We start from the raw sequence: 22,509 nt of genomic DNA on the forward strand, positions 1-22,509 counted from the left end.
TAGGAAAGGAATGAACTTGGATGAGGTTAATAGCTGCAAGTCTTCGTACAAGTTTAATGCTCATGGTATTATGCGGGCTTCTCTATAATTGGAGTGTGACCGGGATTGCGCAGCTTGTGTGGCCGAAGCAAGCCGGCGGCAGTCTGGTCTTTAATGACAATGGAGATGTGATTGGTTCAGAGTTGATCGGTCAATCTTTTACGGATTTAAAGTTTTTTCAGGGGCGTGTATCAAGCATTGATTATCATGCGGAAAGTTCAGGATCTCCCAATTATGCGCCTTCGAACCCCGATTTGTTGAATCGTGTAATGCTTTCGGTGGAGGATTGGCGGAAAAATAATCCAGATGTTCCTGTCAGTCAGCTTCCTGTTGACCTGATTACGAATTCGGGTTCCGGATTAGACCCTGATATCAGTCCTAAAGCGGCTAAAGTTCAAATTCCGCGAATCAGCAAGCTGACCGGGATTACTCCCCAAGCGCTGGAATCGCTTGTAAATGAATACTCCGAGGGAAGGAAGCTGAGTTTTCTGGGCGAACCGGTTGTGAACGTATTGAAGCTGAATATCGCTTTGGAAAAATTGATTGCCCATTAAGCAAACTTGAAACGAATCCCTGTTCAAATTAATTGGGCAGGGTGCTTCCATTTTCAACGATAGAAATGATTTCACATGAGAAGGGCAGGTACAGCCGGGGGAGGATTTCTTTGGAAAATTTTAAACGAAAATCGCCGGAAGAAATTTTATATTCGATTAATCAGATTCACCGCGGCAGGCTGAAGGTTTACATTGGACCGGTTAGCGGTTCGGGGAAAACGTACCACATGCTGCGGGAAGGGCAATCGCTAAAGCAGCAGGGAATAGATGTTGTCATTTGCGCGGTTTCGACGATGCAGCGGCCAGAGACCATTGAACAAGTCGGAGATTTGGAAAGAATACCAAGCATTCATTGGATGAAAGATGGCGTTGAACAGAAAGATTTGAATATGGATGCGTTATTGAAGCGCAACCCGGAGGTTGTTTTGGTCGATGAGCTGGCGCACCGGAACCGGAAGGAAGCGGAGTACCCGACAAGGCTTGAAGATATAAAAATTTTGCTCGATCAAGGCATCAGTGTCATCACGACCATTAATGTCTACGAACTGGAAGGGGTGACGGAGCTTGCCCGGAAACTGACCGGCATTAAAGTGACAGAGACGGTCCCCGCCGATACATTGGAGCTTGCTGATGAAGTGCGGCTGATCGATGTAACGCCTGAAACCCTTCTGGAGCGCTTGTCGGCTGGACATATGGGGAATCAGCATCCCGGGTTATTCAAGCGGGGGAATTTAGGTATCCTTCGTGAATTGGCGCTGCGCCAGATGGCCGGAGATGTGAATGATTCACTGGAAAAGTACCGGGAAGAAGAGGGCTTGCTTGGACCATCGGGAGCGACAGAACGGATTCTGGTGTCTGTGCAATACCATTGGAATGGTTCTATTTATGTGCGCAGAGGTCAGCAGATTGCCAAACGGCTAAACGGGGATTTGATGATTGTCTCGTTCGTCAACCCGAACAAGCCCTTATCCAAAGAAGCGGCAGCGTTTAAGCACTCCATCATCCAACTGGTTAAAAAAGTGGAAGGCGTGTTCGAAGAAATTCCTCTCGTTTCCCGCAGGGCCTTGCCTCGGAAATTGGTGAATTATGCCGTAGAGCATAATGTGACGAGAATCGTGATGGGGCATTCCAAACAAAGTGTCTGGCAGGAAATTTGGAAGGGCTCTGTTGTGAACGGGCTGCTCAAAAGAATCCGAAATGTGGATCTTTTTTTCGTTGCCGACCGGGCGGAACAAGATGGAGAACGAATTCTTCCAACAAGGAGCAACAAGCAAAAAGACTATGGTCCTTATCACAGACTAACCAGTCAAGAAGTACAAAAACAGATTCAGAAGATCAAAAGAGGCAAATTTAAAGTTTACATCGGCGCCGCGCCGGGAGTAGGCAAAACGTATACGATGCTGCGGGAAGGAAATGATTTGCTTAAAAAAGGAATTGATGTGGTCCTTGGTCTTCTGGAAACTCACGGCCGCGAAGAAACGAAGGCACAGATCGGGTCTTTATCTATAATCCCGCGCTCGCAAATAGCGTATCGTGGAGCTTCATTGGAAGAAATGGATCTTGAAGCCATCTTGCAGCGCAACCCGGAAGTCGTATTGATTGATGAGCTGGCTCATACCAATGTACCAGGCAGCAAAAATAAAAAGAGGTATGAGGATGTTATAGAAGTTCTGAACGCTGGCATCTCCGTCATTTCCACCATGAACGTCCAGCATTTGGAGAGCTTGAACGATGCAGTGGAGCAAATTACCGGAATCCGTGTCAGGGAAACGGTTCCTGACCACATGCTGCGGCTTGCGGATGAAGTGCAATTGATTGATGTTGCGCCAAAGTCGTTGCAGCAGCGCATGAAAGAAGGAAAAATATATGCAATGGACAAGGTCGATCAAGCGCTCAATTCTTTTTTTAAGACTGGCAATCTGATCGCCCTTCGGGAACTGGCGTTAAGAGAACTTGCGGATGATGTAGATGAACGGCTGGAGTCCCTGGACAGAAAGGATTCATTTAGGGGACCCTGGCGCAGGAAGGAAACGATATTTGTCGGTGTAACCACAAGCTGCAATGCGGAAAGGCTGATCCGCAGAGGGTTTCGCATCGCCTATCGGCTAAAGGCCGCCTGGTATGTGATGTATGTCCAGAAAGGGACGGATGTGCCGGAAAATGTGAGCAAAAGAATCGAAACGCTGAAGGAACTGACAACCCGTTTGGGAGGAACGTTTGAGCTGCAATATACAGAACACGACAAGCAGGCAGCTTCTATTTTACTGGATAAAGCCAATGAATATGCCAGCACTCAAATGATTGTCGGACACTCCCAAAAGAGCTTTTGGGATAAATTGCGGAAAGGTTCCATTGTGAAAATGATCCTTCGCCATGCGAGACACATGGATGTATTGATTGTTGCTGATTTTGATCCGAATGTTCGAATGATAAAAAGTTGATTAGGATGGAGTGAACAGGCTTGCATGTTGGAACTCAAATCATTGAAACCGCCAGGCTTACGTTAAGGCCGTTTGTTTTGCAGGATGCCGGGAGCATGCATAAGAACTGGATTAGCGATCGGGAAGTTCAGTGGAACTACGGCGAACCTGCTTATGAAGATCTTGGCTCGGTTATAGAATTGCTGGAGAAATGGATTGCATCTTACGTTCGAAGCGAATTTTACAGGTGGGCGATTATCCTTATAGACAATGAGGAGTGCATTGGACAAATTGCCTTTTGCAGCGTTGATGAACAGCATCATTTTGCGGATATTGAGTATTGCATCGGGAGGTCATACCAGAACCAAGGATACGCCAGTGAGGCGTTGGCAGCGGTAATCCGATTTACATTTAAGCAAACCGGGTTAAACCGGCTTCAAGCTTTTCATCGCGGCAGAAATATGCCTTCGGCAAAGGTTTTGCAAAAAGCCCAAATGAGGTATGAAGGAACTTTAAGGCAGAGCTACTACTATAGCGATACGGATGAATACGATGACCGAGTGTATTATGGTATTACAAAAAAATCTGGTTATATAAGCCGACCCCCTTTTCTGTCAGATTAAAATACAGGATGCTCCAGATAATATTTAAAAGCCCCTCATGTTGTTCTGTTTCCCCCAGTGAAGTTTGTTGTACCCACGACATCATCAATAATACAATTCCTTTTGCCAAACACGCCTGAAGCTCTTTATTTGGGGATGCCCTGAATATTTCTTTTTTTTCAAAATTCTCAATAATTCTGAGGAAATGCAGTGTAAGCTCTTCTCTTACTTTTAATTGGAATTCCAATATTTCATGATAGGTTTTGCGCAATTCAATCATATTGCTAAAGTAGAAATAGTATTTCTTTTGAAAGTCCAGCATCATTTTCAACTGCTCATTTAAACCTTCTATGTCAACGTCCGTTTTCAAATCCAAGGATTGTAAATCTTCATACTGGAGCTCAACGATAGCAAAGATTAAATCGGATTTTTTTTTGTAATGGTAGGTTATGTTCCCCACACTCTTATTGGTTGCATCGGCAATATCACGCATCGAGACGGTGGCATATCCATTTTTATTAAATAACTCTATGGCCTTATCCAAAATCACTTTTTTGGTAGTCATGAGACCCCTCCGAAAATAAAATTTCCATAGCAGCATACCATACTTGACGGATTAGTACAATCGTGCTAATATCAAAATGCAATTTAGTACAAACGTACTAACATTGATGTGGGGAGGTCAAAATGATGAACCCGGATAAACAGGAAATGAATGCAATCGTTCGGACTGTACCTATTGACAGAGCCATTCCTAATGGTCTTGACGTAAATGATTTCGTTGTACTCATGCGGGAATATGAAAAGGGAGGCGACTATGCCGATATTTGTGACAGTTTGGGTGACCGTTCTAGGGCATCAGCCGATCATGCAATGCGGCAGGGCCACCTAATGACTGCAACAACTTTTTATCTCAATGCTGTTGCTGCTTACAGAGTTGGACAATACACAATTATCCCGGATACGGACAAAAAGCTGGGTATGTACCGAAAGCTGATAGATTGCTATAGTGAAGCTGCAAAACTGTATACTCCGGAAATTGAAAGGATCGAAGTACCATACAAAAACAGCAAAATGGCCGGATGGTTAAGAATGCCTCAGAATACGGCGGGAAAAGTTCCAGTCGTTATTTCTATCGGAGGAGCTGACGGCTGGCGCGAAGAACATCATAATTACAGCAGCTATTATGCAGAGAGAGGTCTCGCGTATCTGATGATAGACGGACCGGGGCAGGGTGAAACAAGGCTGTTTAACAAGATGTACATGGAACTGAATAACGAAGAAGCCTTAAATGAAATTGTTGAATATGTATCAATAGATAATAGATTTGGCAAAATAGGCATGGTAGGCTACAGTTTTGGCGGATATTTGGTTGCAAGGACTGCAGGAATCAGTAAGAAGCTGGATGCTTGTGTCATCAATGGGGGCTCCTATTTTCCAAAAGAGATCATCAAATTTATTCCTCATTTCAGCAAAGTATTTTCAGCGCTGTCAAACAAGAAGGGCACCGAGTTGGAGAAGTTCATTGACAATATGACGATGGAAGGGCATGCCTCCAATATTACCTGTTCACTTTTAGTAAACCATGGGATACCTGATCCCCTGTTCAGCGCTGAAGGGGTTGAAAAAATATACAATGAAGCCCGATCGACGGATAAAACATTAAAGCTCTGGAAAGACGGCAATCATTGTGTCACAAATCATGCATCTGAAACGATAACCATGTTTGCAGATTTCTTCATGGACAGACTGAAATAGATTGTCTATATCTGGCCTGCGGGAGGGAGAGCAATGGTTCATTTAACTTTAAAGGAAAAATTTGCATTTAAGTTTATTTTTAGTGAGGGCAGGGTTTATCACCGGTGGTATGGAAGATTTTTATCCTTCGGATTAGATTATGGGAGATTGAGAAGAGTAGTGGCAAGGGTGCCCAACTGGCTGAATTGGTGCGAGCAATGGAATATAGAAGGCGATGCGCTTGTTAAAATGGCTGAGGAAGCATTAGATAAAGGAAACAGGGTAAAGGCACGGGCATTGTTCCATGAAGCCGTCGGCTGCTATCATGCCGGTCAGCATGTGTTTTTTATTGACAGCAATCAAAAAGAAAGAACACAAGAAAAAGCCAGAAAAAGCTATCAAAGAGCAATAAGCCTATACGATGAAAAGGAAAGGCCCATACGCATTGATGTGCCCTTTAACGGTGTGAAAATCCCGGGATATTTGAGGCTTTCGACAGTGCCTGACAGCCCGCTTATCATATTTGTAAACGGGATGGATAACATCAAAGAGGCTGAGGGCAACTCACATGGAAATTTATTTAGACAGAATGGGTTTAACTATTTTACATTCGACGGGCCGGGTCAAGGCGAACTGTGGAAAGATATGAAATTCGATGTAAAAGAATATCATAAAGCAGTAACGGCGATCATCGACTGGTTCGAACAGCATCAGATCTATGGAATGGACATGGGAAGAGTCGGCCTTATAGGATTCAGCTTGGGTGGATATCTGGCGCCGATGTGTGCGGCATATGATAAGCGGGTAAAATGTGTGGTTGGGAATAGCGGACTTGTATTTACCGGCGGATTAGAAGGGCTGAAGAAGCTTAATCCATTATGGCAGCGGGGCGTCACATATATGACCGGATGTGAGACGCTTGAACAGGCGACAACTCAATTTGACTGGGATATTGAGCGTGATCCCGGCTTAAATGTACCTTTGCTGTTCTATCATGCAGGGAAGGATGAGGTTATGCCTTCACCCAAGCTCCACGCGGATAAGATGATGAGATGGGCGAGGGGAGAAAAGACGCTGCAATACTATGAAAAGGCTGAACACTGTACAATGGACTACCTGGATGAGGTTTTTCCGGAAATTATAGATTGGTTTAAGAAAAAACTTAAAGAGAGACAGGGATGAGACCGGGCCTCATTTCCACGAAAAATGTGGAGTGAGGCCTTTGTTCTTTAAAATATGGGTGAACGTAAATCATAGCCTGTGACCTGGGAGAGTCATGAATATTTTGCGGCATGCGCTTAGATTATTTTGTCGGAACCCGCTATACTTAAACATATAGTGTTCTAATAAATTGTCACATGCTTGCTGAGGAGGGCTCCCTTGTGTCCGATTTAATATTTGAGCAGGTCTATCTTCGTTCATCCAGTGGAATCGCCATGATTTCTCTGCAGGATGGGATGATGACGCGCTGCAATCCGGCTCTCTGCCGAATGTTCGGCTATACTGAGCAAGAACTGAGGGGACTTCGTTACGGTGAGCTTGTGATGCCGGATGAGAATTACGCCTCCGTCCCCTACTCTATTCTTACATTTATGCTGGCCCAGCCCGGCGAGGAATGTTATAAAGAAAAGCGGTTTACCCGAAAAGACGGCGGGCTGCTGTGGGCGAAGCTTCATCTGATATTGATTCGGGAGCAGCCGGAAGGCGAACCTCACTGTCTGGTTGTCGAAGTGACAGACATCACTATTCGCAAGCAGGCCGAAGAGAAGCTGCGGGCCAGCGAGCGGAACTATCGCCTGATCTCCGAGAATTCACTGGACTTCATCTCGCGGAACGCGGTCGACGGATTTGCCACTTATCTGTACGCCTCGTCGATCTGCCTGCAGATGTACGGCTATACTCCGGAAGAGATGACCGGCACCCGGGCGCTTGATTATATCCATCCCGATGATTTGGGTATGGTAAAGAATTACCTGCAAGACTGCATGAGGGGCAAGGAGAATCTTCCGATTCTGTTCCGTTTTCGGTGTAAGGACGGAAGCTATATGTGGACTGAGACAACGCTCCGCCGCGTGTATTCCGAAGATAAGCAGAACTATGAGATTATCGCGGTCTCGCGGGATGCCGGGGGCCGCAAACAGTATGAAATGAAGCTGGAGGAGAGCCAGAACCGGTACAAATCCCTATTCGAGTATAATCCTTCCGCCATCAGCGTCATGGATTTGCTCGGCCGGACCCTGTCTGTGAATTCCAGTATGGAATATATGACCGGCTATGTCCGCTCCGATCTTCTGATGTCCCATTTCACCGAGGTCGTTGATTCGGATGAACTGAACTACGTGAGCGAACGATATCGGCGCGCTGTGGGAGGCATTGCCCAGACTTTTGAGAGCCGAATCGTTCACCGGGACGGTCATATTGTGGAGGCCAGTATGATTTTTGTGCCCATACTGGTGGATGGCGATGTGGTTGGCGTGTTCAGCATTACAAGCGACATTACGGAACATAAGCGCCATCTCAATCAAATTGAAAAGCTAAGCTACGAGCATGCGCTGATCCTGAACTCGGTATCCGAGGGGATATTCGGCATCGACATGGAAGGCCGGACGATGTTTATTAATCCGGCGGCAGCCGGTCTGCTCGGATACGGGCCAGGGGAGTGGACGGGCCGCAGCCAGGATGACCCGATTCAACTGATGAGGCTGAGCGGCGAATATGCGGGCGAGCAAATGAGCCTGCTTCGGATGTTCTCGGAGAGCGGAATGCACGACGAGCGGGAAGGCGTCTTCTGGCGGCAGGACGGCTCAAGCTTCTTGGTCAATTACCGTATGTCTCCGCTGTATGACAAGGGGATAAGAAAGGGAACCGTTGTCGTATTCCGGGACATTACGGAAGAGAAGGAGATCCGGCGGGCCAAAGAATCAGCCGAGCAGGCGGACCGCGCCAAATCGGAGTTTCTGGCGATTATTAGCCATGAGCTGCGCACGCCGATGAACGGGATTATCGGTATGACGGATCTGCTCAAGGATACGGAGCTGGACGAGGAGCAGCGCGGTTATGCCGAGATCATCAGCCAGAGCGGAGAATCGCTGCTGCACATTCTGAACGAGGTGCTTGATTTCAGCAAAATCGAAGCGGGCATGATGACGCTGGAGCTTAAAGAGGTAGACTTGCGAGGTGTGCTGCAGGGCGTAAGCGATCTGTTCTATCCAAAGGTGTCGGATAAAAGGCTGAATCTTAGCTACGATATGGATCCGGAGCTTCCGGAAACGCTGATTACCGACGAGGCCAGACTGCGGCAGATTCTTGTGAATCTGGTGGGCAATGCCGTTAAATTCACGAATAGCGGCAGCATTGACATTGAAGTGAAGCTGGGCGCGGTCCGGAATCCTTCCCGGATCATCGTGCTGTTTACGGTAAAAGATACCGGTATTGGCATTCCCGAGGACAGACAGGGACAGCTGTTCCAGTCCTTCACGCAGCTTCATCCATCCATTAACCGGAAATACGGCGGAACGGGCCTTGGGCTTGCGATCAGCAAGAAGCTGGCCGAGCTTCTCGGAGGCACGATCGGCGTGGACAGCCGGGAGGGCGAGGGTTCTTCGTTCTACTTTACGGTGGAAGCCGTAATTCCGGGCGGAGCGGTCCCCTCCGAAGAGGAGGCGGAGGAGGAGACGGGTGAACCGCATGGACCGGAATCACCTGACGAAGGCCGGTACGGTCCTTTATCCATCTTGATTGCGGAAGATCATCCGGTTAACCGGTATTTGATGAAGACCTTTTTGCAGAAACGGGGGTATTCTCCGGATATCGCGGAGGACGGGGAACAGGCTGTGAGGGCCGCTAACTCAAAAGACTATGATCTGATCCTCATGGATATCCAGATGCCGTTAATGGACGGCCTTGAAGCGACCGCTCTGATCAGGGAAAAATACGGCCCCCACCCGATCATTATTGCGGTAACGGCTTTCGCCAGAAAAGAAGACAGGGAGATGTGCATCAAAGCGGGAATGCAGGATTTCATTTCCAAGCCGATCCATGGCGATGATCTGGACAGGGTGCTGAAGCAGTGGGGGCCAGCGAGTGCGTTAACCGGCAAAATAATGGTAAGCGAGAGCGATTGATATAGATGAATCGGCCGGAATGCAAGCTATTTCGCCGAACCCAGCAGCTGGTCCCATTCTTCTTCGGAATCTGGGCTGGTATACACATACGGAGTGGAAGATTGCTCAACCTTTGTAACGGATTCGGCATCGATTTGCAGCGTTTCCTTGCCCTTGTAAACAACAACTTGAAGCTTGCCCCGAACCTTGATCCAGGTATCCACGGGCAGGCTTTTTTGCTGCTTGGCATATACTAGAATACCGAGCGGCGTTGCATCGGCAGTGCAGCACTGCACAAGAAAGCGGCTTACCGCGAAGCGGCCGCCCATGGAGCCGGTATTCTCGCGGTACAAAAAGCCGCTGACCACAATCTCTTTTCCCTCGAAATCATGCTTGAACCTTTCGAGCGTTCCCAAGGTTTCCGTAAAGATTTGCGGAAATACGGGAATAACCGGCTGGCTGTACAGCTTTTTAGCTAAGGCGGCGAATTCTGCGGCGAATGGATCGCTCGTCTGAAACCGGGCGGATTCCTTAGGAACGAGCGATGAATAGTTTAACGAAATACCTTTGCGGGTTGCGGCGGCGCTCCCGAGCGCGCGGTCCGGCAGAGCGAATCCGAGCAACAGGGGAAGCAGGAAGACACCGTACATTGCGGCGCTGCCGGCCCGTGAACGCGGAAGCTGGCGGCCGCAGCCGCAGATGGCGCTCGGTCCGCCGAACAGGGCCTGGACAGCCAGACTGAGCGCCATGAATGAGAGCGGAACCGGGCAGAGCCTGACCCAGACCGCGAGCTTTGGCGTGACATAATAGTGGAGCGCATCATGCCGCGCCAGGTGTTCGATGTAGACGGCGAAGGCCAGCAGAACGGCCGCCCGGAATAAGTAATGGCGTTTGACGCTGCCGGAACTATACATCATACGTCTCCTCCTAAAAGTTTTGCGGAGCATAGGCGAAAATCACAGCCATCCCGACAGCAGAATCGCGCCGGTGAAGACAGTGGAGGCAATCAGAAAGAACAAGTAGAGCGCAAACCTTGTCTTGAAAAGCGACATCAGCATCATCGCATTCTTGAAGTCGAGCATCGGACCGAGCACCATAAAGGCCAACAGCGAACCGGAAGGGAATGAATGTGCAAATGACGAGGCCACGAAGGCGTCGGAGGTGGAACAGAGTGACAGGATGAAGGCGAAGCCCATCATAAAGAGATAGGAGCCAAGCGGTCTGCCGCCGATAGAAGCTAGGCTGCTCTGAACGACGAAGGTCTGGATGAGGGACGTGAGCAGACAGCCGAGTATCAAATATTTTCCCATTTCAAAAAAATCATCCGCAGCATGCGTGAACACGGCCGCGAGCCTGCCTCCGTTCAAGGCTTCATGGTGCAGTTCTTCATCACCGCGCTGCATGGAGAGACGGAGCGGCGAGCGCTTGACGGTGGCGTAAACGATAAACCCAATGATAAGCGAAACGGCGAAGGCTAGGCCCATCCGGGCGTAAGCCAGGCCGGGGTGACTGCGGAAGGCGGTCAGCGTGGCGCTGAAGACGATCGGATTAAGGATGGGGCCTGATAGGATGAACGCAATCCCGACATAGAGCGGCATCCCCTTGCGGAGCAGCCGCCGGACGAGCGGAATCATTCCGCATTCGCAGATAGGGAAGATAACGCCCAGAAGACAGGCGAACAGCAGCGCCGGAAGCGCCTGCCGCGGAACCCAGCGGGTAATTGCCTCATCAGGGATGAAGACGCCGATCACCGAGGACAGCAGCGCACCCGTTAGAACAAAAGGAAGAGCCTCCAGCAAAATGCCGATAAAGCCTGTCTTGAACGTATAGAGATAAGGACTGTCCAGCAGCTCGCGGTGCTGCGGAAGCCACAGAACGGCGGGGATGATCAGAAAAGCCGCGGGCAGGAGCAACGGCAGCATTTTGAGCGGCGAAAAAGAGGTCATGCGGCTTCCCCTTTCTGTCAGCGGAACAGGGCGGCCCAGCGCTCAGCCAGCTGTTCCCCGTTGAGATTTGTGCCGATAAATACGAGATAAGGTGCACCGGGATACCGGGAATCTTCCCATGTCGTCCGTGAGCCGGCATGCTGAACCAACTGCACCGGCTTTCCGCCGGGAAGCTGCACATGCCCTTTGGCCCGTAGCAGCCTGTCCGCCCATTCCCCGAAGAACGCTTCAAGCACCGCCTTCGGCAGCGTCTTGCCTTGCGGAAAAGCCAGCGTTACCGCGCCAACTTGCGAGAACGAGGCAGCGTGTTCCCCGGGCGCGTTGTCCGGTACGGCTTCACTACGCCCGGCTGCCGTCTTCCGGAGCGGGCTTCCCTGGAAGCCCAACGGTGCCCGCTTGGGCAGCGGTTTCGTCTCTTTCGGGACAATTCCGGCCAGCAGGGAGTGCAACGGAATCCGGCTGTAGGCTGTGAATTCAATCTCCGCATTGGGGTTCCGTTTGCGGATCGCTTTTTCAATCTTGGTCAGAATTTCCGGGGTTACGAGATCGCTTTTGTTCACAATAATGAGATTCGCCAAAGCCAGTTGGCTGCGGAGCGTGCGTACAAGCTGTTTGTCCGAGGACAGACGGCTGTTATAGTCGAGCATGTTTTCAGCGTCAACGAGCGTCACCACAGCATGCGCCGACAGGCGGGTTGCTAAGTACGGCTCATGAAGAGACCGTGAAATCTCATCGGGGTCGGCTACGCCCGTAAGCTCTATGAATATCACGTCGGGACGCCGCTTGATCAGCAGCTCCAGACTGTCTCCGAGTTCTTCCCTGCGGCTGCAGCACACGCAGCCGTCCAGCAGCTTCTCAACCGCAGCGCCGGTCTGCTCCTCCAAGATGTACCCGTCCACATCCTGCTTGCCAAGCTCGTTCATCAGGACGCCCGGCTGAAGGCCGCGCGCATAGCTCTCTTTTAGCAGGGACAGCAGCAGGGTTGTTTTGCCGCTTCCCAGAAATCCACTCAAGGTAATTACCGGTATTCTCATTCCCACTCCTCCGATTCTCCGACTCTCCGTAAAGATTGCTATATTCTTAGTTCCATCTATACGTGTCCGGCCCCGTATAAAGACCGATTTTCTTGCATCTGTCCCAATAGAGGCGTCGGCATTTTTGCCGCGTCATGGTTGACATAGGTGAACTAAAATGATTTAATCGTAAATATTACGATTATAGTGCGCCGTGAAACCTGATAAGCGCCGCGCTAATCGGATGAATGATAATAAGGAGTGAAATCTTAGTCCATGAAAAAAATACCCGTCACCGTGCTTAGCGGATATCTCGGTTCAGGCAAGACGACGCTGCTGAATCATATTTTGAACAATCGGGATGGCCTGAAGGTGGCCGTTATCGTCAACGATATGAGCGAAGTGAATGTGGATGCCAATCTGGTCAAGTCGGGCAATACGCTGTCCCGGACAGAGGAGAAGCTGGTGGAAATGTCCAACGGCTGTATCTGCTGCACGCTGCGCAACGATCTGCTGCTCGAAGTGAAGAAGCTTGCGCAAGAGGACCGGTTCGACTATATCCTGATCGAATCCTCGGGAATCAGCGAGCCGGTTCCGGTCGCGCAGACATTCACGTATGCGAGCCCCGATCTGGATGTCGATCTGACGGAATTGGCCCGCCTGGATACTATGGTAACCGTTGTAGACGCGAACCGTTTCTGGCATGACTTTGGCTCGGGCGACAGCCTGCTTGACCGCAATCAAGGAACGGACGAGAGCGATTTCCGGGATATTGTCGATCTGTTGATCGACCAGATTGAGACTTGCGACGTGCTGCTGCTGAATAAATGCGATCTGGTGGCGGAAGAGGAGCTGAACAAGCTGGAAGCGGTTCTCCGCAAGCTTCAGCCGGAGGCCAAGATCATCCGGACGGTTAATGGCGCCGTCGATCCGAAGGAAATCCTGAATACCGGTCTATTTGATTTTGAAAGAACGAGTCTGTCCTCGGGATGGATCGCCGAGCTGAACAAGGACAGCCATACGCCGGAGACGGAGGAATACGGCATCTCTTCTTTCGTGTACCGCCGCAGAAGACCTTTGCATCCCGAGCGGCTGAGTTTCTTTTTCAACAATTGGCCGGTTGAAGTGGTGCGAGCCAAGGGCTTCGTCTGGATGGGTACGCGCGGCGACATTGCCGCTTCGCTGAGCCAAGCGGGACCTTCTATCCAGTTCGGACCTGCCGGTTACTGGCTGGCATCGCTGCCACAGCAACAGCAGCTTGAGGTATTGGAAAGCGAGCCGGAGATCAAGGAGAAATGGGACGAGCAGTGGGGCGACCGGATGACGGAGATTGTGTTCATCGGAATGGATATGGACCGCGCCGACATCGAAGCGAGGCTGGATCGCTGTCTGTTGACCGACGAGGAGATGAAGCAGGATTGGAGCAAATTCAACAATCCGCTTCCTTGGCCGTCCGAGGAGGAGTTAATGCCTGCTGGTAATTAACTTGGACCGTCGCTGAAAGGACCGATCCCGGCGCAGCGCAACCAAGCCGGCACCTGGCGCTAAATTAAAATATTGAAAGGCTTCGAGGCCGACTCTCTTACCGGAAGGTGGAGACCGGCCTTTTCGTCATATTCGATAGGAGCATGTTTTTTTGCGATAAGGAAGGATTTGGAATATATTGGAGCGAATAGTAGTGAAGAGTAAAAAAAACGAATGGGGGACAGCATGCAAAGCCACGAACAATATTGGAACCAACGGTTTGGGAAGGAAGGCATGATTTGGGGGACGGAGCCGAGTCCGACCGCCTATATGGCAAAGGATCTGTTTCTGTCCCACGGTGTCCGGACGGTATTCGTGCCCGGGGCCGGGTATGGGCGCAATACGAAAGCTTTCTCACAAACATTCGAGGTGGAAGGGGCGGAATTAAGCGAGGCCGCCGTGAAGATAGCGGAGAAGTGGGACCCGGACAGCCGGATCACTTGCGGCTCCGCGCTGGATGACCCGGAGCAGGGCGAATGCTATGACGCGGTATACTGTTATGATGTGCTGCATTTGTTCCTGGAGCCGGAACGCCTAAGGCTGGTGGCCGCCTGCTTGAAGCAGCTGCGGCCCGGGGGCCTCGTCTATTTTACCTGCTTCTCCGACGAAGATCTGAGTAACGGCCGCGGAGAGCGGCTTGAACCGGGAACCTACCGTTATAAAGAGGGGAAGTTCGCCCACTTTTTCAGCGAGGACGATCTAAAGGCGCATTTCTCAGAAATGGAAATATTGGAGACCGGCACCTTGAAGGAGATGTTTGGCGGGCCGAGCGAGGGGCAGCATGAGTATATTTTGAGAACAATCGCCGCCAGGAAAAAAGGCTCAGGCGGAATCGCCGAAGAAGATCCCCGCGACTCCACCTGACAAGGCGGGCAGCACTAATTATTACTGCCCTTGGGGACGCAATCGGCGAACAAAATGGCCCGGGGTATCCGGAAGAACGCTTCCGCCTTTTCCTGCAGGGAAGGAGACGGGAGCTGGCTATTGTGCAGCCATTTGCGAAAGGTCCCGGGATGAACCCCAATCCAATACCCGGCGTCGGTGACGGAAAGATCATGCACCATGCACAGTCCGGTCAGAATGTCGCTGCGGCGTGGATACACCTTGCTCCGCTTCATGTACCTGGAAGGAGCAGGCTGGCACAGAATCGGACTCTGGCGAAGCAGCGCTTCATTAAACAAGACATGCTGGGGATAACCGAGATAGCGGCAGGCTTTTTCCATATTGGTCCTGGACGGAATGCGGCTTTCATACACCCAGGCGCTAACGCTCCTTGAGGATACGGAAAGCTCTTCCGCAAACTTGGACAGCTTGATATCGCGGGACATCAGCACGGCTAGCAGCACGCGGTTGCGGATCTGGCTTCTCTGGGGACGGCGGAATCTCTTAATCCGGACGCCCTTTCCCAGATATTTGCGGTTAACCAGAGACCACGCCTGTATTTTATAAGGCTCTGACTGATTTGTAGGCATACTACCTCCGATTTCTTGAAATATAAGAAAGAATAAGCTTTATGCTTATCCTTGACCAAATATTTCAACGAGAAACGCTTCCGTCTTTAAGCGGGACGGTGCAGCCGTTTCTTTTTGAAAATATACTACAATACTTGTCCGTTTCAAGGCAATGGATATTCCTTACACATCCCCTGCCGCCGCAGCTTCCTTTCGGAAAACGGGGGGTTATGATATATTTTTAATAAACTTATAAACACATTACAATCCAATAACGGGGAGCGAAAAGAAATGATAAAGCATGTTGTGTTTTTTAAACTGAAGGATGGTTCGGAGGAAAGTGTGGCCAAGACCGTCGCCGTGCTTCGCAACATGGAAGGAAAAATCCCTCAGCTGATCTCGCTGGAAATCGGAGCCGACATTCTGCGCACCGAGCGTTCATTCGATATCGTCTTGACCGCAGCTTTTGCCAATCTCGAAGATCTCGACGCTTACCAGGTACATCCCGCGCACAAGGAAGTTATCGCTTATATTAGTGAGGTTAAAGAGCTTTCCTTCGCTGTGGATTACGAGCTTTAAAAGGTATTTATCTGTCATAAACACGGCTATCTGATGACGGAAAGCGGTGAGCGGAATGCGTGAGCTGGAATACCCGATGGAAGCGTTAACCTATCTTGTGGTATTTTTTGCGGCCTGCTTTATTATGCTGTTTTGGCTGAAGCGCCGCGGCAAACGCCGCAAATAGCAAAGGAGTGCCTGAAATGTACTATGTAAACCGCGAGCAAATTGAACACATTTTAGGACAAATTCCCGATATTGCGGACGGGCTGCGAATGGCGGCGGCTTCCTGGGACGGGGGGAAGATCTGGGGGCTGGTGCAGGAACGCTGCCTTCATCTCTCGATCGAGATCGTCACCGATGTCGGCAGCTGTCTTATTGACGGTTTTATTATGCGCGATGCCGGCAGCTACGAGGATATCGTCACCGTCATTTATGAGGAGTCGGTATTTCGCGATAAAGAGATGTATGACCGGCTTATCGAGCTGGTGTCGATGCGGGGCTCTCTTGTACAGGAATATTACGCCTGGGAGCGGGGGCGGCTGCATCCGCTGACGGCCGTCCTTCCGGAGCTGCTGACCTGCTTTGCCGCCGAAGTCAGAAGCTATCTGAATCAGGAACTGGGCACCGCCCTGCCGGTGAGCTAAGATCCGCCGCGCCTGTGAAATCTGTGAGCAGAAGGGGGGACCGAGATGAAGAGAGGGCAGGAGAACGGTTCGACCAGACACATCATTATGACGCTTCTAAAAATGAGAGGACCGTTGACTATCGGAGCACTGGCCGAGGAACTCGGCATTACGGAAATGGGAGTAAGGCGCCATGTGCTGCAGCTTGAGCGGGAAGGCCTGGCCAGAAACAAGATTGTGCGGCAGGCGATGGGCCGGCCTATGCATATGTATTCGCTGACGGAAAGAGCCGAAGACTATTTTCCCAAAAATTATCACAACCTTACGCTGGAGCTGCTTCGCGAATTGGAACACACCAGCGGGACCGAGGCCGTGAACGTCCTGTTCGAGGGGCGGAGGCGCAGGCTGCTCGCGCAGTACAGCCCCATGATGGAGCGGAGAGACCTCGAAGAGAGAGTGGCGGAACTGTCCGCCATCCAGAATTCCGGCGGCTACATGGCGGAATGGGACCGGGAAGAGGACGGATCTTTCGTGCTCCGGGAGTACAACTGCCCCATCCGCCAGGTTGCCATCCAGTACCGCAAGGCCTGCGAGTGTGAGAACAATCTGTTCGAGGAATTGCTGAATGCGAGAGTTTCGCGCAGTGACTGCATGGCCGAGGGCGGGCAGTGCTGCAGATACTCGATTAAACCGATGCACCTTTCGTAAGGAAACGGCAATCACCAGATAGCAAAAAAACTTCCTCATCAGTCACGGGACGGCCTCTCTCTGCTTATGATATAAGCAGGATCTAGGCATTCGCCCGTAAAGGAGAGATGAAGGATGAAGAAGAACACGAAAAGCTTGCTGTGGGGAATAGTTGCCGGGGGCGCCGTCGGTTCGGTGACCGCTCTGCTGCTGGCGCCCAAATCCGGAAAAGAGCTGCGCAAGGATATCTCGGACGGCGCTGCGGCAACAGTGGATAAAGCCCAGGAACTTGTTCATCAGACCTCAGACAAGACCGTGGAATGGTACAGCAAAGCCAAGGACTCGGTGGAGCAGGTGATTCAAGAGGTAACGGACTGGAGCAAACAGTTCACTAAGGCAGAGGATGAAGCCACGGTCATTACTGCCCAGGAGATTGAACCGGCGCCGGACGGCTCCGGCCCCGGGGATGAAATTGGCTCATCAGCCGCGGATGACACCGGGGAAAAGGCGTGACGGCTGTCACGCCGGCAGCCGTATAGCCGGCGGTCGCCCGGTCAGATCGCGATGCCTGACAAAACCTGTAAGCTATTGCTTTCACAGCTATACGGTATGCCCTTGAACGGCCCCCGCTTCGCTTGTTGCGAAAAGGCGTTCCGTTCAAGGGCATTTATCTTTTTCGTATCTATGTAAGGTTCCTGGCGGACTAGGGGCGAGAAGCTGCGCAGTCCAGGATTAAGGCGGGGGGGAGTTTCTCCTCTTGAACTAGGAAGATAATTGGAGTATTATCTGCAATTGGGACAGGAAGCCTGGTACACTTTGCTTCCGCCTTACATAAGCTATTTAAAACAAGATGAAGGAAGCGTGTGTTCGTGCAGCAAGCTATCGCTATACTAGACTCGGGCGTAGGCGGATTGACGGTTGCCAAGGAAGTAATGAGGCAGCTGCCGAGGGAGAAAATCATTTATTTCGGAGACACCGCCCGCTCCCCGTACGGACCCCGTTCGTCCGAGGAAGTAACACTTTTTACCGAGCAAATTGTCGATTATCTTATTCAATTCAATCCTAAAATGATCGTGATCGCTTGCAACACGGCGACTGCTGCCGCGCTCGATTATATATCGGCGAAAGTGGAGATTCCGGTCATCGGCGTTATTCATCCCGGCGCCCGCGCCGCCATCAGCGCGACAAAGACCGGACGGGTAGGCGTAATCGGTACCGTCGGAACGATCGGCAGCGGAGCTTACACGGCAGCGCTGAAACAGCTGTCCCCGTATGTTGAGGTCGTCAGCCAGGCATGTCCGGCGCTTGCCCCGCTGGTCGAACAGGGGATGTTCCGTACGGAGGAATGCGACCTTGCGGTGCGTGATTCGCTGAACGGGATTAAGCATGAACCGATTGATACCCTTATCCTCGGGTGTACGCATTACCCGTTTCTCGTAGAGCCGATCGGCCGGGCAATGGGGCCCGGAGTCAAGCTGATCAGTTCTGCGGACGAGACGGCGCGCGAGATCAGCACCATTTTGTACGACAAGGGAAAGCTGGCGAGTGGAGACGACAGTCCGGTGCATCAGTTCTTCTGCAGCGGAGATGCCGGCATATTTCAGAGGATCGCCATGGACTGGCTTGGAGAGCAGATCAGACGCACGCCGGTGGTCTGGCAGGTGTCATCGCTTGAACCTGCGGACGTCTGAATGTAACCAGGGACAACTCTTTCATTCAGGTTAAAATCATATTCGGATTCAGAACGGCCGGGCGGCGCAAGCCCGGCCGTTCTTTGCGCATGTAGGACAAGAGGATTCGCATACAATCAAGAAGAAATGGCTTTGCCGTCCATTTAAGCAGTCACAGCTACAGAAGGAAACGCAGCGGAGAGGATGAGAGGTATGCTTCAATATATTGTCCGCAAGGGAGATACCGTGAGACGGATAGCCGCGGCGCATGGACTTACTCCAGGGCATGTAATACAGGGGAATCCCTGGGCGGCCGAGCAGCCGTACCTTTTTCCGGGGCAGGTGCTGTTCCTGCCTACCGTCCAGCGCAGGCGATATATTGCCCAGGGAGGGGAACGCATAAGGGAGGTGGCGGCACTGTACGGCGTCAGCCTGGAAGGGCTGGAACAGCTTAATCCCGGTATATCTCCGGACGGGTTCTGCCCGTCTGGAAAAACCTTGGTGATCCCGGTGTCCGAGCCGGCGGCGGTTGTGCGCCTGCGTGGCGAGTACGGGCCTTCGGAACTTGCGGCGGATATCGGCCTTCTGACCAATAAATATCCTTTTATCTCAGCAGATATGATAGGCTTCAGTGTCCTTGGAAAACCGCTGCATTTGCTGCGGATCGGCAGCGGGCGCTGCAGACTGCATGTGAATGCGGCGCTGCATGCCAATGAGTGGCTGACCTCGCCCTGTCTTCTAGCCTTTCTGGAGCAGTATGCCGAGGCTTATGAGAAAGGCCGGAAATGGAACGGTCACAGCCCGGAAGACTGGTTCTACAACTGGACGGTCTGGGCCGTCCCGATGGCGAACCCCGACGGCGTAGAGCTCGTGCAGGAAGGAGCCGGTCCATGGCATCCTTACAGGCGGGAGCTTACGGAATGGAACGGTGGACGACGCAGCTTCCGCCACTGGAAAGCCAATATCCGGGGCGTGGACCTTGGGGACCAATTCCCGGCCTTTTGGGAAGAAGAGCGGTTGCGCCGGGGCATGAGCGGGCCTGCTCCCAGGGATTATGGCGGCCCGTCGCCGCTCAGCGAGCCGGAGGCTGCTGCACTGGCTTCGCTGTGCGAGGAGGAGCCAGCGGATATAGCAGTGTCGCTGCACAGTCAAGGCCAGGAGATCTACTGGAACTATCGCGGATATGAGCCGCCGGAGAGCCAGGAAATCGCGGAACGCATGGCGCTGGCCGGCGGCTACCGAGCGGTTGCTTTGACGGAAAGTGACGCGGGATTTAAGGACTGGTTCATTATGAAATTCAGAAAACCGGGGTTCACCGTGGAACTGGGTCTGGGCAGAAATCCGCTCCCGCTTGAGGATTTTGAAGATCTGACGCTGGAAACGGGGCAGATATTGGCTGCTATTCTATCCCATTGAAAGTAAGTGAAACATTTTCAGCATAGCTGCGTAATCTATATAGAGGGTATGGCCGTATACATCGCTAGAGACTGCTGCACGGCCGTACCTTTTTACTGAATCGATCTGGTTAAAGGCAGGAAGGAGACCGAAGATGAAACTAAGGAAGCTGCTGTCGCTTAAAGGATGGTCTCACGTGCTGCGAAGCACATGGCAATACGTCGTCTCTCCGCATGTCGCGCTAGGGGACAAGCTGCTGTTCGTGATTCCGGTGGCGCTGTATTGGGTGCTGCCCGATGTTATGCCTTTTATGCCGATTGACGATATCGGTGTATCGATGATGCTGATGGCCTGGTTCGTCTCCAGAATGGACCGCAAATACCCGGCGCTGAATGGCCCGAAAAGATTGAGGCTAAATGACGGGAGCAGATAAAATTTAAAGTTTGGTTGCATTATCCGGCGGTTTTCCTTTAAAATATATCTCTAGAGTATAGAAATCCAGTTGTCAGGAGATGGACGGACTATGAAAGTCAAAATTACCCGCAACGCGGCTAAAGTTATAAAGCAACAAATGGATCTGGAAGAAAATAAGGATCTGAAGCTGCGCGTTCTGATTACCCATTCGCATGGCGACCACGCCCACTACGGTCTTGATTTGGACACGCCCAAGGAGAACGACGAGGTCATTCCGACGGATAAGGACATCGACGTTATTCTGGAGAAGGGGCAGCCGCTCCTTGACGGCGTAAAGGTCGACTATCTGTATTTTCCGCAAGAAGGTTTTGTTATTACGAACCCGTCCCAAGGCAACCACGGAGACCACTAAGCTATAGGGTTTGACAGGCTGAAGCTGTCTGGACGGCAAAGAAGGGAACAGCAATGGCTAACGATATACGCATTTGCGATAAATGCAATCATATGAGCATCAAGAGCGTTCTGCCGAAGCTCCGCAAAATGGCGCCTGACGCCGAGATCAAAATCGGCTGCAAGTCCTACTGCGGCCCATGCGGCAAGCGCGCTTTCGTCTACATTAACGGCCGCTATGTCAGTGCTCCGACCGAGGACGAGGTTTTGAAGAAAGTGGAGCCTTTCATTAAGCAGCCCGCAGTAAAGAAGTAGATAGGTTCAAAAATGGATCTGTGCTTTGCCGGAATTCGGAGAGTGCTCTTTTGGCCGTTTTTGCAGGTCGACTGCAAGAATGGCCTTTTCTGTTTAGGCGCATGACCCGGGACTAATTTAGCAGAATAGGGTAACGTGATATAATAGATTGAAATTGAGCGAGTACATAGAGGAGCGGGTGATCGAATGAGACAACTATCGGATACCATTTTGCTGAATAACGGAGTTGCCATGCCGTGCTTCGGGCTGGGAACGTATAAAGCCGAGGGCAATGAGGTGGAAAATGCGGTGACGGCGGCGCTTGAGCTGGGCTACCGGAGCATCGATACGGCGTCCCTGTACGGGAATGAACATGAAGTGGGACGGGCCATTCGGGCCAGCGGTCTGCATAGGGAAGAGCTGTTCGTCACGACGAAGGTATGGAATGACGATCAGGGCTATGACCGGGCGTTGGCCGCTTTTGAGAAGAGCCGCGAGGCGCTGGGTCTTGAAGTGATCGACTTGTACCTGATTCATTGGCCGGGACTGAACAAATACAAGGAGACGTGGCGTGCGCTGGAGCGTCTGTACGAGGAAGGCAGCGTCCGCGCAATCGGCGTCAGCAATTTCCAGATTCACCATCTGGAGTCGCTGATGAATGACAGCAACATCGTTCCGGTAGTGAACCAGGTAGAACTGCATCCCCGTCTAAGACAGCGGCCGCTGCATGACTTCTGCTTGCTGAACAATATCCAGATCGAAGCCTGGGCGCCGCTTATGAAGGGGCAGCTGCAGGATAACGGAACGCTGACCTCCATTGCGCGCTTGCACGGCAAATCGGTCTCCCAGGTCATTCTTCGCTGGGAATTACAGCATGACATCGTCATTATTCCGAAATCCGTAACGCCTTCCCGTATTAAGGAGAACAGCGAAATCTTCGATTTCGAGTTATCCCAGGAGGAAATGGACGCTATCGATACGCTGGATACCGGGGAACGCATCGGCAGGCATCCGGACGATTTGATGTTCTAAGGAGCCGGAGGAACTGAGGGCATTTGTGGAAGATTAAAGGCTAATTATATAAAG

At 51.4% G+C, this 22,509-nt stretch carries 23 protein-coding genes; 18 read left to right on the forward strand and 5 right to left on the reverse strand.

All coding sequences use genetic code 11. The features are described from left to right. Positions 1-20: 20 nt before the first annotated feature. From kdpC to VK70_RS06430, 3 genes are all read left to right on the forward strand, one after another. Positions 21-593: a potassium-transporting ATPase subunit KdpC gene (gene kdpC, locus VK70_RS06420; RefSeq protein WP_025696111.1), complete on the forward strand. Its 573-nt coding sequence runs from the start codon at positions 21-23 to the stop codon at positions 591-593. A gap of 110 nt (positions 594-703) precedes the next feature. Then, positions 704-3,034, forward strand: coding sequence for a histidine kinase (locus VK70_RS06425; RefSeq protein ID WP_025696110.1), 2,331 nt, complete (start codon positions 704-706; stop codon positions 3,032-3,034). 20 nt (positions 3,035-3,054) lie between these two features. Next, positions 3,055-3,636 carry a GNAT family N-acetyltransferase gene (locus VK70_RS06430; RefSeq protein ID WP_025696108.1) on the forward strand — a complete coding sequence of 194 codons (582 nt, stop codon included), beginning with the start codon at positions 3,055-3,057 and terminating at the stop codon, positions 3,634-3,636. Here VK70_RS06430 and VK70_RS06435 read toward each other — a convergent pair. After that, positions 3,587-4,180 (reverse strand): TetR/AcrR family transcriptional regulator, encoded by a 594-nt coding sequence (locus VK70_RS06435; protein WP_025696106.1) that lies wholly within the window; start codon positions 4,178-4,180, stop codon positions 3,587-3,589. The two genes, VK70_RS06430 and VK70_RS06435, sit on opposite strands and share 50 nt — an antisense overlap. A 122-nt stretch (positions 4,181-4,302) precedes the next feature. Here VK70_RS06435 and VK70_RS06440 point away from each other — a divergent pair, with 122 nt between their 5' ends. The 3 genes from VK70_RS06440 to VK70_RS06450 all read left to right on the forward strand — a co-directional run bounded on the left by VK70_RS06440 (position 4,303) and on the right by VK70_RS06450 (position 9,476). Next, the gene (locus tag VK70_RS06440) at positions 4,303-5,373 is read left to right on the forward strand and encodes an alpha/beta hydrolase family protein (RefSeq protein ID WP_081754887.1); all 1,071 of its coding nucleotides are present in this window, start codon (positions 4,303-4,305) and stop codon (positions 5,371-5,373) included. Positions 5,374-5,406: 33 nt separating this feature from the next. Continuing rightward, entirely contained in the window at positions 5,407-6,534 is a 1,128-nt protein-coding gene (locus VK70_RS06445; protein WP_025696102.1) for an alpha/beta hydrolase family protein, read from the forward strand. A gap of 200 nt (positions 6,535-6,734) precedes the next feature. Further along, the gene (locus tag VK70_RS06450) at positions 6,735-9,476 is read left to right on the forward strand and encodes a PAS domain-containing hybrid sensor histidine kinase/response regulator (protein ID WP_025696100.1); all 2,742 of its coding nucleotides are present in this window, start codon (positions 6,735-6,737) and stop codon (positions 9,474-9,476) included. A gap of 26 nt (positions 9,477-9,502) precedes the next feature. Here VK70_RS06450 and VK70_RS06455 read toward each other — a convergent pair whose 3' ends face one another. Genes VK70_RS06455 through VK70_RS06465 form a run of 3 tightly spaced genes read right to left on the reverse strand, consistent with a single transcriptional unit; the run spans position 9,503 to position 12,435 of the window. Beyond that, positions 9,503-10,372, reverse strand: a complete 870-nt coding sequence (locus VK70_RS06455; RefSeq protein ID WP_158454055.1) for a TIGR03943 family putative permease subunit — start codon at positions 10,370-10,372, stop codon at positions 9,503-9,505. Positions 10,373-10,411: 39 nt separating this feature from the next. Then, complete coding sequence (locus tag VK70_RS06460; protein WP_046723006.1) at positions 10,412-11,401, reverse strand: permease; 990 nt, start codon at positions 11,399-11,401, stop codon at positions 10,412-10,414. A gap of 17 nt (positions 11,402-11,418) precedes the next feature. Beyond that, positions 11,419-12,435, reverse strand: a complete 1,017-nt coding sequence (locus tag VK70_RS06465) for a CobW family GTP-binding protein (RefSeq protein ID WP_046723008.1) — start codon at positions 12,433-12,435, stop codon at positions 11,419-11,421. 255 nt (positions 12,436-12,690) lie between these two features. Between VK70_RS06465 and VK70_RS06470 the strand changes: the two genes are divergently transcribed. Both VK70_RS06470 and VK70_RS06475 read left to right on the forward strand, forming a co-directional pair. After that, entirely contained in the window at positions 12,691-13,899 is a 1,209-nt protein-coding gene (locus tag VK70_RS06470) for a GTP-binding protein (protein ID WP_046723009.1), read from the forward strand. Positions 13,900-14,124: 225 nt separating this feature from the next. Beyond that, positions 14,125-14,802: a class I SAM-dependent methyltransferase gene (locus VK70_RS06475; protein WP_046724126.1), complete on the forward strand. Its 678-nt coding sequence runs from the start codon at positions 14,125-14,127 to the stop codon at positions 14,800-14,802. A 14-nt stretch (positions 14,803-14,816) separates the two neighbouring features. Here VK70_RS06475 and VK70_RS06480 read toward each other — a convergent pair whose 3' ends face one another. Beyond that, complete coding sequence (locus tag VK70_RS06480; RefSeq protein ID WP_025696440.1) at positions 14,817-15,410, reverse strand: helix-turn-helix domain-containing protein; 594 nt, start codon at positions 15,408-15,410, stop codon at positions 14,817-14,819. Between the two features lie 270 nt (positions 15,411-15,680). Here VK70_RS06480 and VK70_RS06485 point away from each other — a divergent pair, with 270 nt between their 5' ends. The 10 genes from VK70_RS06485 to VK70_RS06530 all read left to right on the forward strand — a co-directional run bounded on the left by VK70_RS06485 (position 15,681) and on the right by VK70_RS06530 (position 22,455). Further along, positions 15,681-15,968: a Dabb family protein gene (locus VK70_RS06485; protein WP_025696438.1), complete on the forward strand. Its 288-nt coding sequence runs from the start codon at positions 15,681-15,683 to the stop codon at positions 15,966-15,968. 182 nt (positions 15,969-16,150) lie between these two features. Next, the gene (locus VK70_RS06490; protein ID WP_025696435.1) at positions 16,151-16,594 is read left to right on the forward strand and encodes a DUF86 domain-containing protein; all 444 of its coding nucleotides are present in this window, start codon (positions 16,151-16,153) and stop codon (positions 16,592-16,594) included. Between the two features lie 45 nt (positions 16,595-16,639). Then, positions 16,640-17,281 (forward strand): helix-turn-helix transcriptional regulator, encoded by a 642-nt coding sequence (locus tag VK70_RS06495; protein WP_025696434.1) that lies wholly within the window; start codon positions 16,640-16,642, stop codon positions 17,279-17,281. Positions 17,282-17,395: 114 nt separating this feature from the next. Then, complete coding sequence (locus VK70_RS06500) at positions 17,396-17,773, forward strand: YtxH domain-containing protein (RefSeq protein ID WP_025696432.1); 378 nt, start codon at positions 17,396-17,398, stop codon at positions 17,771-17,773. A gap of 356 nt (positions 17,774-18,129) precedes the next feature. Continuing rightward, entirely contained in the window at positions 18,130-18,951 is an 822-nt protein-coding gene (gene racE / locus VK70_RS06505; RefSeq protein WP_025696430.1) for a glutamate racemase, read from the forward strand. A gap of 192 nt (positions 18,952-19,143) precedes the next feature. Next, positions 19,144-20,346, forward strand: a complete 1,203-nt coding sequence (locus VK70_RS06510) for a M14 family metallopeptidase (protein ID WP_046723011.1) — start codon at positions 19,144-19,146, stop codon at positions 20,344-20,346. A gap of 133 nt (positions 20,347-20,479) precedes the next feature. Then, positions 20,480-20,758 carry a hypothetical protein gene (locus VK70_RS06515; RefSeq protein ID WP_025695809.1) on the forward strand — a complete coding sequence of 93 codons (279 nt, stop codon included), beginning with the start codon at positions 20,480-20,482 and terminating at the stop codon, positions 20,756-20,758. Positions 20,759-20,848: 90 nt separating this feature from the next. Continuing rightward, positions 20,849-21,151, forward strand: a complete 303-nt coding sequence (locus VK70_RS06520; protein ID WP_025695808.1) for a HesB/IscA family protein — start codon at positions 20,849-20,851, stop codon at positions 21,149-21,151. A 53-nt stretch (positions 21,152-21,204) separates the two neighbouring features. Then, on the forward strand, positions 21,205-21,444 hold the full coding sequence (locus VK70_RS06525) for a YuzB family protein (RefSeq protein WP_025695807.1): 240 nt from the start codon (positions 21,205-21,207) through the stop codon (positions 21,442-21,444). A gap of 186 nt (positions 21,445-21,630) precedes the next feature. Beyond that, the gene (locus VK70_RS06530; protein WP_025695806.1) at positions 21,631-22,455 is read left to right on the forward strand and encodes an aldo/keto reductase; all 825 of its coding nucleotides are present in this window, start codon (positions 21,631-21,633) and stop codon (positions 22,453-22,455) included. The last annotated feature ends 54 nt before the right edge of the window (positions 22,456-22,509 follow it).

It is taken from the genome of Paenibacillus durus ATCC 35681, assembly GCF_000993825.1.
GTDB lineage: Bacteria > Bacillota > Bacilli > Paenibacillales > Paenibacillaceae > Paenibacillus_AQ > Paenibacillus_AQ durus_B.

What these genes read in the sequence shown, in the direction of transcription:
- kdpC (WP_025696111.1), top strand. Translation starts at nt 21, where the DNA reads ATGAGGTTAATAGCTGCAAGTCTTCGTACAAGTTTAATGCTCATGGTA.
- VK70_RS06500 (WP_025696432.1), top strand. Translation starts at nt 17,396, where the DNA reads ATGAAGAAGAACACGAAAAGCTTGCTGTGGGGAATAGTTGCCGGGGGC.
- VK70_RS06495 (WP_025696434.1), top strand. Translation starts at nt 16,640, where the DNA reads ATGAAGAGAGGGCAGGAGAACGGTTCGACCAGACACATCATTATGACG.
- VK70_RS06475 (WP_046724126.1), top strand. Translation starts at nt 14,125, where the DNA reads ATGCAAAGCCACGAACAATATTGGAACCAACGGTTTGGGAAGGAAGGC.
- VK70_RS06440 (WP_081754887.1), top strand. Translation starts at nt 4,303, where the DNA reads ATGATGAACCCGGATAAACAGGAAATGAATGCAATCGTTCGGACTGTA.
- VK70_RS06515 (WP_025695809.1), top strand. Translation starts at nt 20,480, where the DNA reads ATGAAACTAAGGAAGCTGCTGTCGCTTAAAGGATGGTCTCACGTGCTG.
- VK70_RS06485 (WP_025696438.1), top strand. Translation starts at nt 15,681, where the DNA reads ATGATAAAGCATGTTGTGTTTTTTAAACTGAAGGATGGTTCGGAGGAA.
- VK70_RS06470 (WP_046723009.1), top strand. Translation starts at nt 12,691, where the DNA reads ATGAAAAAAATACCCGTCACCGTGCTTAGCGGATATCTCGGTTCAGGC.
- VK70_RS06525 (WP_025695807.1), top strand. Translation starts at nt 21,205, where the DNA reads ATGGCTAACGATATACGCATTTGCGATAAATGCAATCATATGAGCATC.
- VK70_RS06490 (WP_025696435.1), top strand. Translation starts at nt 16,151, where the DNA reads ATGTACTATGTAAACCGCGAGCAAATTGAACACATTTTAGGACAAATT.
- VK70_RS06435 (WP_025696106.1), bottom strand. Translation starts at nt 4,180, where the DNA reads ATGACTACCAAAAAAGTGATTTTGGATAAGGCCATAGAGTTATTTAAT.
- VK70_RS06460 (WP_046723006.1), bottom strand. Translation starts at nt 11,401, where the DNA reads ATGACCTCTTTTTCGCCGCTCAAAATGCTGCCGTTGCTCCTGCCCGCG.
- VK70_RS06520 (WP_025695808.1), top strand. Translation starts at nt 20,849, where the DNA reads ATGAAAGTCAAAATTACCCGCAACGCGGCTAAAGTTATAAAGCAACAA.
- VK70_RS06480 (WP_025696440.1), bottom strand. Translation starts at nt 15,410, where the DNA reads ATGCCTACAAATCAGTCAGAGCCTTATAAAATACAGGCGTGGTCTCTG.
- VK70_RS06510 (WP_046723011.1), top strand. Translation starts at nt 19,144, where the DNA reads ATGCTTCAATATATTGTCCGCAAGGGAGATACCGTGAGACGGATAGCC.
- VK70_RS06530 (WP_025695806.1), top strand. Translation starts at nt 21,631, where the DNA reads ATGAGACAACTATCGGATACCATTTTGCTGAATAACGGAGTTGCCATG.
- VK70_RS06465 (WP_046723008.1), bottom strand. Translation starts at nt 12,435, where the DNA reads ATGAGAATACCGGTAATTACCTTGAGTGGATTTCTGGGAAGCGGCAAA.
- VK70_RS06455 (WP_158454055.1), bottom strand. Translation starts at nt 10,372, where the DNA reads ATGATGTATAGTTCCGGCAGCGTCAAACGCCATTACTTATTCCGGGCG.
- VK70_RS06445 (WP_025696102.1), top strand. Translation starts at nt 5,407, where the DNA reads ATGGTTCATTTAACTTTAAAGGAAAAATTTGCATTTAAGTTTATTTTT.